Source organism: Butyricimonas sp. BSD2780061689_150309_C8, assembly GCF_015560935.1.
GTDB lineage: Bacteria > Bacteroidota > Bacteroidia > Bacteroidales > Marinifilaceae > Butyricimonas > Butyricimonas paravirosa.
Genome location: NZ_JADMSV010000005.1, coordinates 114,932 through 127,818, shown reverse-complemented (window position 1 = coordinate 127,818; position 12,887 = coordinate 114,932). Strand labels below are relative to the sequence as shown.

Below are 12,887 nucleotides of genomic sequence, written 5' to 3'. Positions count from 1 at the left end.
TGAATTCATGAGGACAATAATGAGAATAATGAAAACAGAGCTGAGAGTTCTGTTTTTCTCCCCGATTGCCTGGATGGTATTGATCGTGTTTGCATTTCAAGCCGGGTTAGCATATTGTGGAGGGTTTAGTGATGAATTGCGCAGTTTGGCAATGGGATATAAACCATTTAACACAACTGTTAATCTGATTGGAGGGTATGATGGTGTATATGCAGAGATGCTGAATAATCTGTATCTTTATATACCTTTGTTGACGATGGGGTTGATGAGTCGGGAGTTAAGTAGCGGTTCGATAAAATTACTTTATTCTTCTCCGGTATCTAATTTACAGATTGTTTTAGGTAAATATTTGTCGGTTGTTGTTTATGGTTTGATTCTTGTGGTGATGTTGTTAATCCCGATGATTTTTACCATGTTTTCTGTTAAAGATGCTGATATACCCTTTATGTTTACAGCGTTGTTGGGTGTTTTTCTTACTGTTTGTGCCTATGCTGCAATTGGATTGTTTATGTCAACGATCACGAAATATCAGGTTGTCGCTGCGATTGGGACTTTGGCTGTTTTAGCCGTCTTGAATTTTATTGGAAAAGTGGGGCAAGATATAGATTTCGTTCGTGATTTGACTTATTGGTTATCTATATCAGGACGTTCAAAAGTTTTCCTGGAAGGGATGATATGTAGTAAGGATATATTTTATTTTGTGTTAGTCATTTTTATGTTCCTTGCATTCACGTTTATCAAGTTACAAGGAGAGCGATTGAAACGTTCGGCATTGAGAAGTTGTACGAGTTACGTGACTGTTTTGGCGATCGTGTTGATCGTGGGTTATTTTTCTTCTCGTCCGATGATGATTGCCTATTACGATGCAACTGCGACAAAACGGAATACATTAACGGAAAATAGTCAGGAGGTCATGGAAAAAATGGACGGAGGCCTAACTTTGACTACTTATGTGAATTTATTGGATGAGACTTGGTATAATGGATCTCCTGAAGGGAAGAATTATGATATGGAGAAGTTTGACCGTTACGTGCGTTTCAAGCCGGATATGAAGATCAACTATGTCTATTATTATGGCCCGGGAACTAATGCTCATTATGACAAAATTTATGAGGGATTGAGTCTTAAGGAACGTATGGTGAAAGTGTGTGAAGGGTATGATTATAATCCGGAAATGTTTATTTCTGCAGAAGAAGTAAGCAAGATGGATGATCTTTCAAGAGAAAATGGTCGTTTTGTAAGGGTTTTCAAACGTGATAATGGCAAAAAGGCATATTTACGAATTTATCAAGATAATTTCGTACATCCGTTTGAGAGTGAGATTACGGCAGCCTTAAAGACTTTAGTTGATAAATCTCCGATGGTAGCGTTTGTAACCGGACATGGTGAACGTGGTTGTGGTGATTATAGTGATAAGGGATATGCTGCTTTTGCTCAAAATCCGTCATTTAGAAATTCTTTGATTAATCAAGGATTTCAGGTCGAGGAAGTGACATTAGATCAACCCGTGCCGGAGAATGTAGATGTATTGGTTCTATCCGATTTGAAATCTTCATTGACTGCGGAAGAGTTTGCGAATTATAACGCATTTGTTGAACGAGGAGGAAATCTGATTGTTTTAGGAGAGCCGAAAAGACAGGCTTATATGAATCCTTTGGTTGAGGTGTTGGGATTACGTTTTGTGGATGGAATATTGGTCGCTCCGAGCAAGCAATATCTAGATGATATTATTGCGGCGAGAATTACAGAGGGTGCTTTGAATGCATCGCTTTATTTCAATCAGTTGATAAGGAGAGGTTATACCGTTATAACTCCTTCTGCATGTGCGGTAGAGGTTGTTGATACGACGAAAGGGTTTAAAATATCAGAAGTGTTGGCAACTAATCCGCAAGGTTCATGGATTGAATATGAGACAACAGATTTTTTAAACGAGAAGTCTACAATCAATCCTAAAATAGGTGAAGTGGAGAAATCTAATTCTGTCATGTTTTACTTGAGTCGTTCTATAAAAGATAAGCCGGAACAGCGTATCTTTGTTATCGGTGATGCCGACTGTTTGTCCGTAAAAGAGTTATCCACTAGTCGAGCCGGATTGAACGGTGCGAACTTCAGTATGATTACAGAAATGTTCCGTAGCTTGTCTTATGATGAATATCCGATTAACACGGATCGAGTACGTCCGCCGGATGATGATCTGTATATCTCTCAAGATGCCATGATTTGGGTGAAGATTGGTTTTATCTGGTTGATCCCGTTGGCGATTATGGTTTGGAGTATTGTATTCTTGATCAAGAGAAAGAGACGTTAAAAGAACACGGACGTGGTTGTTTATATTTCGAGAAGAGTCGTCCGAGAATTTCGGACGACTCTTGTCTGTATAAAATAAAGTCATACCTTTGTGTTAGCAATATGAAAGTGTATGATGAATGTTGATGATGTTTTATTAGCTAAACGTGTCACGGAGAGAGATGAAGAGGCGTTTAAAATTTTGTATGAAGAGTTTTTTCATGCATTGCTTTCTGTTGCGTGTAAGTACGTGGAGATAGAGGAGGCCAGGGATATTGTACAGGATACTTTTTTCAAGCTATGGAGTGCCCCGCAAAAATTCTTGCACATCAATGATATGCGCTTCTATTTGTATCGTTCGGTTCAAAATCAGTGTCTTAATTATATTCGGGATAAAAAGGTAGAGGATAATTACCGGAATAAAACAGAGGTAATTACAGAAGATTATTTTTATAACGCATTGCTAGAGGAAGAAATTTTTATTCGCCTGAGGCAGGCGATTGATGAACTTCCGGAAAAATATCGGAACGTGATTAATTTGAACTTGGAAGGATTGAGTGATAAAGAAATTGCAGAGAAGTTGGATATCACGATAGATGCTGTGAAACAGCAAAAAAAGAGAGGAAAAGAACAGTTGAAGGGAAAGTTAACTCACCCATTTTTACTTTTGCTGATAAATTTCATTTAAAATTTTGTCACTTTTTAAATCGGTTCGTGTCATAAGATAAAATGATAAAGATTATGACGGAACGATTTGAGCAGATTACCCGGCTTGCGGATTTGATTACAGCAGAATTGACAGGAGAGATTGATGATGCTGATCTTAAGGAATTGGAGCGTTGGAAAGCTGCATCTACAGAAAATTTAGCTTTATACGAGGAATATCGATCGCGGGCTTTTTTAGAGAGAAAAATACGCTTTATCGGGCAGAATCATTGGGAGGAGGCTTATCAGAATTTTGAAGATAAAACGAGAAGTATCAAGCGTCGGAAAAGGAGTTTGATATTTTATCGATATGCCGGAATTATAGCAGTGTTAATCATTTTAGGTGGTTCTTTTTATTTATTCAAGAATAAGCGGAATGAGGATGCGTCGCCTGTGGTAACTCAAAAGATTCATCCGGGTGGTATGAAAGCTATCTTGACTTGTCCGGATGGAACGACGGTGGATATTTCAGATACAACATATTTGGCTTTTGTTGAAACAGGAAAAGTGAATACTTTCTCTACAGAAGAGAAGGTGACGACAAAAGAGAAACGGGAACATTTTCATACGATTACGATACCGCGGGGTGGAGAGTATGCTTTGACATTGAGTGACGGAAGTCGTTTAAGAATGAATTCCGAGTCAGAAATACGAATTCCTGCACATTTTAACGAGAGTTCCCGGGACGTGTACATGACGGGAGAAATCTACTTTGATGTCGCTCATAATACTACTATTCCTTTTATCGTTCATACAAATCAAGGAGTAATAAAAGTGGTGGGAACCTCATTCAATGTACGGAATTATGCTGATGAGATATTTATGGCTGCGACGTTGGTTTCTGGAAAAGTTGCTTTCGAGGCGGAAGGTAAAGATACCTATTTAAGTCCGGGGGAACAATTGAAGTTGAATAAAAATAGTGGAGAAACAAGTGTTGAAGAAGTTAATGTCGGATTGTTTTGCTCTTGGAAAGACGGACGTTTTGCTTTTGAAAAACAACGTTTAGAAGAGATTATGAATACGATTTCAAGGTGGTATAATATCAATGTTTTTTATGAAAATCAATCGATGAAGGATATCCTGTTTACGGGTAATATTAGAAGATATGAAGATTTAGACCAAGTAGTAGAAATGTTGAGATTAATCAATAAAATAGATATAGAAATCAATGGAAATAGTGTTTTTGTAAAAAATAGTCAGTAAACAAAACAGGTGATACTGGCAATATCACCTGTCGTAGTCCCTGAAAAAGGATTCAGGAAAATAATTTATCTAATTCACAAATGTATGAAAAAGAAGTTTAAATGCAAAGGCTGGTGTTCCGGTCTTGGAAACTTTCGTTCTATGAAATTTTTTGTGTTGTTCATGTTACTTGCGGTATTCCAAGTGAATGCCGAGGTGAGATCTCAAGAAACATTCTTGAGTATTAAGAAGACGAATGCTACATTGATCGATATTTTAAAAACGATCGAGGCACAAAGTGAGTATACTTGTTTGTATAGTTATGGTGATGTGGCAAAAGTGGTTAATTTGACGGTTGAGTTGAAAAATGTTTCCGTACAAAATATTCTGGAGACTTGTTTGAAAGATACGAAGTTGGGATATAAAATTGTTGACCAAACTATTATCATTCGCAACTTAACTGACTTGGAACAGAAAAAGGACGAAGTAAAAAAGAAAAGTATCACGGGTAAGGTAACAGACGCCAAGAAAGAGCCTCTTCCTGGGGTGACAATTTTGGTCAAGGGGACAACTATCGGAGTCGTGACTGATGTGGAGGGTAATTACACAATCACGTTACCTGATCAAAAAGAAATATCGTTGTTGTTTTCGTTTATCGGAATGGTTTCTCAAGAGATAAAAGTAACCAATCAAACCGAGATCAATGTGGTATTGGAGGAGGATGTCGAGAATTTGGAAGAGGTTGTCGTGAACGGTATTTTTACCCGAAAAGCAAGTAGTTTCACGGGATCCATTGTTTCCGTGACGAAAGAAAAGTTATTGCAAGTAAGTAATCAGAATGTTTTCCAGAGTTTGAAGAATCTGGATCCGAGTTTGATGATCTTTGATAATATGGATTACGGTTCGGATCCGAACCGTAATCCAAAGATGCAATTACGAGGAACTTCTTCTTTTAATTTGAGTGGTGGAGAGGTCGATCTGAAAGGAACGTATGGAACTGACCCTAATGCCCCGTTGTTTATCCTGGATGGTTTCGAGGCAACGGTACAAAAAATTATGGACTTGGATATGAACCGGGTGGAGAGTTTGACGATCTTGAAAGACGCATCAGCAAAGGCTATTTATGGTTCGAAGGCGGCAAACGGGGTTATTGTTATTGAAACCAAGAAAACGACAGACGGGGAGTTACGAGTGTCGTATACCGGAAGTGTTGATCTTTCTATCCCGGATTTGTCTTCCTATCATCTGACAAATGCGGCTCAAAAGTTGGAAGTGGAGAAAGATGCCGGTTTATATGATGGTGATAAATATGATCCCACGGGTTTGCCTAAAAAATATAATCGTATTTTATCGGCAGTTTTGGCCGGAGTGGATACGGATTGGTTAGCTAAACCTTTACGTACAGGTGTTGGAACCAAGCATACATTATCTGTGGAACTGGGAAGTAACGATCTACGGGTAATTGCTGATTTGTCGTATAATAATATACAAGGGGTAATGAAGGGTTCCGAACGTGTGAATACGGCTGGTTCTCTAATGGTGTCTTATCGTCATAAGAAATTCAATTTCAGAAATATTTTGACTGTGACATCGAATGTGAGTAATGATTCCCCTTACGGACAATTTAGCGAGTATGCACGTCTGAATCCCTATTGGTCTCCTTATGATGAGAATGGTTTATTATCTCAGAATATTGCACTTCAATTTATTGATGATAAAGATAAGGAAACGTCTGATGAATTTGTGGCTAATCCGTTGTATAATGCTTCATTGAATACTCTTTTGCAACAGGAATATATTGACGTGACGAATAATGCCTATATTGAATGGATGATAAGACCGGGATTGAAGGCTACAGGACGTTTTGGGATTACAGAGAAACGAACAAAGGCGGATGAATTTTATCCGGCTAATCATCTAAAATTCAAATCTTATTCGAATGATGATTATTTCCGTAGAGGTTCTTATCAAATCAACGAGGGAGATAATAAGACTCTGACAGGGGATTTGAATATAAACTGGTCGAAAGAGTGGGGAAAGCATTTTGTGTTTGGTAATCTTGGATATACACTTTCGGAAAATACTTTTGAAGAGGATATTTATAATGCGGAAGGTTTTCCTAATGATAAGATGAATAATATCATTTTTGCTAAGCAATATACCAAAGATATGAAACCGACCGGGGTGGAATCAACCACTCGCGATATGGGTTTTTTGGGTGTTGCCAACTATGCTTATGACAATCGTATTCTTGTGGACGGTTCTTATCGGGCGAGTGCATCAAGTCAATTCGGTAGTAATAGCCGTTGGGGACAGTTCTGGAGTGTCGGAATGGGATGGAATATTCATAACGAACGTTGGATGAAGGATAGATGGGAACATTTGAATTTGTTGAAGTTAAGAGGATCTGTCGGTTATACCGGTTCACAAAGTTCGGAGGCATACGCATCAATTGCATCATACAAATATTTCATGGATCAGACTTATGATCAGTTTTTGGGTGCTTATTTGAAAGGTATGAAGAATGATGATCTGAAATGGCAGGAAAAGCTAGACTATAATATCGGTATTGATGTGGATATAGCCCATAATTTTACTTTGAAGTTTGACTATTATATTTCTCAGACAACCAATACGTTGCTGGATTTTACAATTCCTCCTTCCACCGGTTTTACTTCTGTGAAAGAGAATATTGGTGACGTGAAAAATACCGGATTTGATGCATACTTGACTTATACACCTTGGAGAAATATAAAAGATCGTTCTTTTTTCACGTTGACGGCTGCGGTGTCTCATAATAAAAATAAAATCACTGGTATCTCCGATGCAATGAAACAATATAACAAGAAACAGGACGAGATTGCTAGTGATCGTTTTGATAATCGCCCGGTACAAAAGTATTATGAGGGTGTTTCCATGACGGCTATATGGGCTGTAAAGTCTTTGGGGATTGATCCGGCAACAGGTGAAGAAATATTCTTAAATAAAGATGGGAAGCGGACAAATTCCTGGAGTGCAGCTGATATGGTGATCTGTGGGGATGAGTTACCTGATTTTTCCGGAAACTTCGGGTTTAATTACACGTGGAAAGGATTGAGTTTGAATTGTGTGTTTCGTTATCAGTTTGGAGGACAGATGTATAATCAGACATTAGTAGATTTGGTTGAGAATGCTGACCTGAATTATAATGTGGACAAAAGAGTGTATGATGGGCGATGGAGAAATCCGGGTGATATTAAGCCTTATAAAGCATTGAAATATGTGAATGTGCAGAAACCGGGAACGAATGAGTGGGAGAGTAAGATGATCAAAACACAAGCGACTTCCCGTTTCGTGCAAGACCGGAATGAATTGACGCTTTCTTCTGTGAATTTATCTTATGATATGATGAATCACGATTTTATAAACAAGATTGGTCTGCAGGTATTACGTTTTTCTTTTTATATGAATGACGTGTACACGTGGTCATCCATTCGTGTGGAGAGGGGTACTTCTTATCCGTTTGCCCGGAGTTTTAATTTTTCATTGTCTGCAACTTTTTAAATAGAATAATATGAAAGCGATCATAAAAATATCTTTGGTTTTACTCACGTCAATCTCGATGTCTTGTTCGGGATGGCTGGATGTGGAGCCAAAGACAGAGGTGAAGTCTGATATCATGTTTGAGTCGGAAAGTGGTTTTAAGGATGCAATTATCGGTTGTTATATATTGATGAGTAATTCTTCTATGTACGGGCGGGAGCTCACAACCGGCTTTTTAGATGTTATAGCTCAGCAATATAGTGTTGATCAGAATGGTGGAGATTACTACCGGATTAAAAATTTTGAGTACGATAAGGCCGAGACGATCATTAATAATATTTGGTCCCAGACGTACACGACAATAGCGAATCTCAATAATATTCTTGAAAATATTGAGAATAAGGAGAATATTCTGCATCCTACCCACTATAATATTATTAAGGGGGAAGCTTTGGGATTACGTGCTTTTCTTCATTTTGAGTTATTGCGGATGTTCGGATGGGGGGATGTGGAGAACCATCCGGAAAATCAAAAACGGGCTTGTATTCCTTATGTGAAGTCTTATAATAAGGAAATTACGAAACAAAATACAGGAGAGGAAGTGTTACAATATATCCATCAGGATTTAGAGGAGGCATCGGTGTTGTTGGAAAAGTATGATCCGTGGTCTACGGCGAAGAGAGATGAGTCGTATACTTTGCCTAATGATGATCAGTTTTACACGAACCGGATGACTCGTTTTAATTATTGGGCATTGCAGGCAACGTTGGCTCGTGTATATATGTGGGAAGGTAATCGGGAAAAGGCTTTGGCAATTGTACAGAATTTTATAAACAATCGTTCTCAAATTAAGAACTTAGATTGGATTAAAGATCAAACGATTAATAATGAGGCAGAGATTGAACGTGACTTGACGTTTTCTACGGAACATATTTTCCGGTTGGACGTGCATAAGTTGTATGATGGATTGAGGGATTTGATTGATCCTGATTATAATAGTCCCAATCCGAATAACAGACTGTTATTCCACACTTCTGAATATGCTCAGACATTGTTTGAGATTGCTGATCATGTTGGGAATTCCGATTATCGTTACACCCGTTTGTACACGAAAACATCTTCTAAATACGGTATCCGTAAGTTTTATGATATGGAGAAGTATAAATATCCGAATATGATGCCGTTAATCCGGATGTCTGAGATGTATTACATGGGAGCAGAATGTTTGAACCAACAGGGAAAAACGAAAGATGCGGTAGAATTGTTGAATATTGTCCGTCGTAACCGGGGGATCGCTGAGGATAAAATGATTTCGGAGGGAATTGCTTCCAAAGAACTAACTAAAGAGATCGAAAAAGAGTGGAAAAAAGAGTTTTTGGGAGAAGGACAGATGTTCTATTTCTATAAACGTTTAGGTTACACGAAGCTTCCGAATTCTTCATTGTTGATTAACGAGAAAGTGTACGTGTTACCGATGCCGGAGGATGAGATCAACGTGGGAGGTAGAGAACCTAACAGTAGTAGTACGGATGAGAAAAAATAGGTAGATATGAAAACAATCAATAGTTTAAATAGATTACTGGTACTTGTGTTTTTGGGGATAATGAGTTATTCCTGTGATCAGGAAGAAACCATGATTTTTGAGACGGATGGAAGTGTGTATTTTACGACATCGGATTATTCTTATTCTTTCTTGGACTATCCCGGAAAACAAATAGATACGATAAAATTGCCAGTTCAGATTTTTGGAAAGACGGCAGATGTTGATCGGTTGGTGAAAATTGAGTTGGTGACGGATGATACGAGTAAGGTGAATACGGCTCCTGAAGAATTGTATAGTTTGATAGGAGGTGTCGTGCCGGCTAACGAGCAATTGGGGTCTGTTTCTTTGGAATTAAAGTATGCTGATGCATTGCAAGATACGGTTTATGCATTTTATGTGCGAATTGTGCCGAATGACGATTTCGAGGATGTGTCTTACAATAGCCGAATTGTGGAAGTTTTGTTCACGGCGAAGGAGATTCAACCAGCCAATTGGAATGGTTATTTGAGGTATTTCTGGGGAGATTATTCTACTTGCTGGTGGAAATTTATCAAGGAGGCAACGGATAGAACTTCAATACCTTATTGGCCGGGAAATGCAGATCAGGATACTTGGTGGATGTCCGATAGTGAATTTGAAGCTTTGCAGGTGGTTGTGAAACGGGAATTGAAGAAGTATAACGAGACACATGAAACCCCATTGACTCATGATGATGGACCAAGTAAGGGAAAAGAGGTTCAGATTTTATACTAATGTGTTGTAATATGCAGAATGCTATGAAAATAAGATTTATTATATTGATGCTTGCGATAGTTGGTTGTTTTACGTCTTGTTATGACGATAAATCCAACGATTCGGTAAAAACGATCAATCCTTTGGTTATAGATATGGGGGGAGTACCTACCTCTATGTCAGCCTTTTTATTGGATACCTTGGAAATAAAACCGGTTGTTTATAAGATCGGCTCTGATGATGCGGATCTAAGTTATAAGTGGGAGATTTCGGGGAATGATATAATGCCTTTTGTATTGGATTCCACGATGACATTGAAAGCGGTTGTGTCTGTGGCTCCTAATTCGAATCCCTATACGATTATTCTTACCGTGACGGATAACCGGACGAATTTGCAGAATTACGAACAGTTCTCTTTGTCTGTGTATAGTAATTTGGGAAAAGGACTGGTTGTTGCTGACACGAGGGACGGGATAAATACAGACTTGAATTTGATCATGTCGCAGAATTTTACGGAAAACTTTTTACAACCATTTAACGAGAAAGATAATACAATCCTCAAAAACGTGTATTCCACGACAAACGGCGGGAAGTTGATAGAAGGTTTGGCAACGGGAATGGTTACTTCTTTCTATGATGATAATCGTATTCTAACAGTAACAACAGATCATTCTGTTCTTCAAATGGATCCGTTTGATTATGTACAGGGGATGGTAGATAATGAGATATTCTTTATTCCAGTACCGGAGGAGCAGTTTAAACCGATGTGCTTGATGTATGACAATTCGGCTTATTATGAGTTACTGATTATGGATCACGTGGTGTATGCTCGTCGTACCCGGTGGGGAAATAAGAATTATTCAGCTAGCTTGGAAACCTCTGATCTTTCACCTTATCGAGCAACATTAGGGTGTAGTTTTATAGAAGGTTCCAATACTCGGTCACTTTATGTGTATGATGAATTGAATGGTCGTTTTTTGAAATGTCCGTACGAGTATAATGAATTACAGGTTGTGCGACAAACAGGATCGGGACCATTCGATATAAATAATGTCGGTAAGATGAATGCCTTGTTTATGGCTCCAGGAAAAGATGATGCTATTTATACTGTATTTGAGACAAAAGATGGTGGGAAACGGTATCTCTATACTTTTGATGGAGGAACTCTTTATGTACCAACCTGTACGGCTTTAAAATTGTATGATTTGACTTCATACCCTGGAATAATGAATACAGTAGGCTTTGATTCTTCTCCATTGGAAGATGTTCTTTATTATGCGACAGATAAGAAGGTGTACTCTTTACTTTTGGAGGGAACTAATCCGCAAGCTTTTGAGAGGTATGAAGTGGAAGATCCGGATGAGAAGATAACTTCTATTATGGTTTGGAGAAAAGGATGGCAGGGAAAAATGAAGTTTAAAGATTCTTCTAGTGGTGAGGGATATACTACGGATTGGGCGATGAATCGAATGATGGTGATTACGATCTACAATGAGAGTACGAAGGAAGGTAAGATTGTTGCTATCCCGATCATGAACATCGGTAGTGGTATCTTGGAGAAAGATAAAGATTTCCATCAGGTATATGAAGGGTTCGGACGTATTCTTTGTATTACACCTCAGACAGTTTAGGGTTGAATTTTAAGTAGATACGAAAATGAAAAAATGGATAATATATTTGTTGTTAGGTGCAGGATTGTTTGCATGTAGCGACTCTGACGATGATGTAGATGTTAAAGTGACTCCCAAGAATAAATTTCGTGTGAAAGAGATCACGGGTAAAAATAGCCACTGGGGAGAATACGTCATGAATATGGTTTATTATTATGAAACGCTTGATTCTGTCGTGGTGCGTGATAAAGAGAATAATAAGCTTGCTGTAATGACTTCTTATGACGTGGATAATGGACTGAAATATAGTTTGGAAGATTATATTCCGAATATTGATGCTGATTCGATTCAAAAGCTGTATGATAAATACGGTGCTGATGCAAAGGATAGTATTCCTTTGATTGGCAGGGAATTGTTTGCATTGACTAATGAGTATAAACATGAGGAATTGGTGGCGCAAACCTTCGTGTATAATAAGGCTAGGGAAGACGTTGGGAGTGGGAAGGATTTTAATAATAAGTATTTGAAAAATAAGCGAATTCGTTATATATATGAATATGATGAACGGGGAGATTTGGTCATTTGTCGGGTGTTGGAAGATACTTATAAGAAGGAGATAAAAGATAACGAGAACTTTGATCGGCTCGTTTATAAGGCCGTGATGGAGTTTAGCGGAAGTACGGTAACATCCGTGGCTCTTTATCAGTCCGATGAAGTTTATGGGAGCGGGGAGGATTATAAGTTGAATGATACATATATTTTTTCCTATTCCGGGGGATTGTTGACACAAGTCTCTGGTGAGAGGTTGAATCTTGAATATCAATATTCCGGAGGTCAAGTCATCGCTATTCTATACACGGATGGAGAAAGAACATACGAGTATAATAGTGATGGTTTCCTGAAACGTGTGGATTTCGGAAATGGAGAATATATGGAAATCAAGTATGAGGCGGGACATGGTGACTTTCATTTGTTTACACCTTTGATTGAGAATAGTTTTAATCTTCCAAGCATTTTGTGAGAATAATTTTTATATCACTTTCACAGCGAAATATGTTTTTAGCAATTCTGGTATAGGTTTACTGTAAACTTTTTTCAGGGTAATATACGGTGTTTGCCCGTAGCATATTCGATGTACTTAGGGATTAAAGACGTATCAATTTCGTTACAAAGACGTATCAAAGACGTTCACGAACGTCTTTGATACGTCTTTGTCTTGTGATTGTCTTGTGATTACCTCAAGTATTCATTCTTTCTTCATTTGATACAGGGCGGGTAGTACATATGTCCTTGCATTTAGGGATTAA

Annotated in this window: 8 protein-coding genes; all 8 read left to right on the top strand. The window is 38.2% G+C overall.

Annotated elements, in window-relative coordinates; all coding sequences use genetic code 11:
• Positions 1 to 28 precede the first annotated feature (28 nt).
• The 8 genes from I2I33_RS06950 to I2I33_RS06915 all read left to right on the top strand — a co-directional run bounded on the left by I2I33_RS06950 (position 29) and on the right by I2I33_RS06915 (position 12,601).
• Positions 29 to 2,308 (top strand): Gldg family protein, encoded by a 2,280-nt coding sequence (locus I2I33_RS06950; protein ID WP_229128224.1) that lies wholly within the window; start codon positions 29 to 31, stop codon positions 2,306 to 2,308.
• Positions 2,309 to 2,419: 111 nt separating this feature from the next.
• Positions 2,420 to 2,974, top strand: a complete 555-nt coding sequence (locus tag I2I33_RS06945) for an RNA polymerase sigma factor (RefSeq protein ID WP_087421801.1) — start codon at positions 2,420 to 2,422, stop codon at positions 2,972 to 2,974.
• A gap of 53 nt (positions 2,975 to 3,027) precedes the next feature.
• A complete protein-coding gene (locus tag I2I33_RS06940) occupies positions 3,028 to 4,194 on the top strand; it encodes a FecR family protein (RefSeq protein ID WP_162613832.1) in 1,167 nt (388 codons plus the stop codon).
• A gap of 84 nt (positions 4,195 to 4,278) precedes the next feature.
• Positions 4,279 to 7,716, top strand: a complete 3,438-nt coding sequence (locus tag I2I33_RS06935) for a SusC/RagA family TonB-linked outer membrane protein (RefSeq protein WP_087421803.1) — start codon at positions 4,279 to 4,281, stop codon at positions 7,714 to 7,716.
• A gap of 10 nt (positions 7,717 to 7,726) precedes the next feature.
• Positions 7,727 to 9,238 (top strand): RagB/SusD family nutrient uptake outer membrane protein, encoded by a 1,512-nt coding sequence (locus tag I2I33_RS06930; RefSeq protein WP_087421804.1) that lies wholly within the window; start codon positions 7,727 to 7,729, stop codon positions 9,236 to 9,238.
• A gap of 6 nt (positions 9,239 to 9,244) precedes the next feature.
• The gene (locus tag I2I33_RS06925) at positions 9,245 to 9,991 is read left to right on the top strand and encodes a DUF4843 domain-containing protein (RefSeq protein ID WP_087421805.1); all 747 of its coding nucleotides are present in this window, start codon (positions 9,245 to 9,247) and stop codon (positions 9,989 to 9,991) included.
• 23 nt (positions 9,992 to 10,014) lie between these two features.
• Positions 10,015 to 11,601, top strand: a complete 1,587-nt coding sequence (locus I2I33_RS06920) for a PKD-like family lipoprotein (protein WP_195666776.1) — start codon at positions 10,015 to 10,017, stop codon at positions 11,599 to 11,601.
• A 25-nt stretch (positions 11,602 to 11,626) separates the two neighbouring features.
• Positions 11,627 to 12,601, top strand: a complete 975-nt coding sequence (locus tag I2I33_RS06915) for a hypothetical protein (RefSeq protein WP_087421807.1) — start codon at positions 11,627 to 11,629, stop codon at positions 12,599 to 12,601.
• The last annotated feature ends 286 nt before the right edge of the window (positions 12,602 to 12,887 follow it).

Excerpts from the sequence above, each read along its gene's own strand:
- I2I33_RS06950 (WP_229128224.1), top strand. The coding sequence starts at position 29 with ATGAAAACAGAGCTGAGAGTTCTGTTTTTCTCCCCGATTGCCTGGATG.
- I2I33_RS06945 (WP_087421801.1), top strand. The coding sequence starts at position 2,420 with ATGATGAATGTTGATGATGTTTTATTAGCTAAACGTGTCACGGAGAGA.
- I2I33_RS06940 (WP_162613832.1), top strand. The coding sequence starts at position 3,028 with ATGACGGAACGATTTGAGCAGATTACCCGGCTTGCGGATTTGATTACA.
- I2I33_RS06935 (WP_087421803.1), top strand. The coding sequence starts at position 4,279 with ATGAAAAAGAAGTTTAAATGCAAAGGCTGGTGTTCCGGTCTTGGAAAC.
- I2I33_RS06930 (WP_087421804.1), top strand. The coding sequence starts at position 7,727 with ATGAAAGCGATCATAAAAATATCTTTGGTTTTACTCACGTCAATCTCG.
- I2I33_RS06925 (WP_087421805.1), top strand. The coding sequence starts at position 9,245 with ATGAAAACAATCAATAGTTTAAATAGATTACTGGTACTTGTGTTTTTG.
- I2I33_RS06920 (WP_195666776.1), top strand. The coding sequence starts at position 10,015 with ATGAAAATAAGATTTATTATATTGATGCTTGCGATAGTTGGTTGTTTT.
- I2I33_RS06915 (WP_087421807.1), top strand. The coding sequence starts at position 11,627 with ATGAAAAAATGGATAATATATTTGTTGTTAGGTGCAGGATTGTTTGCA.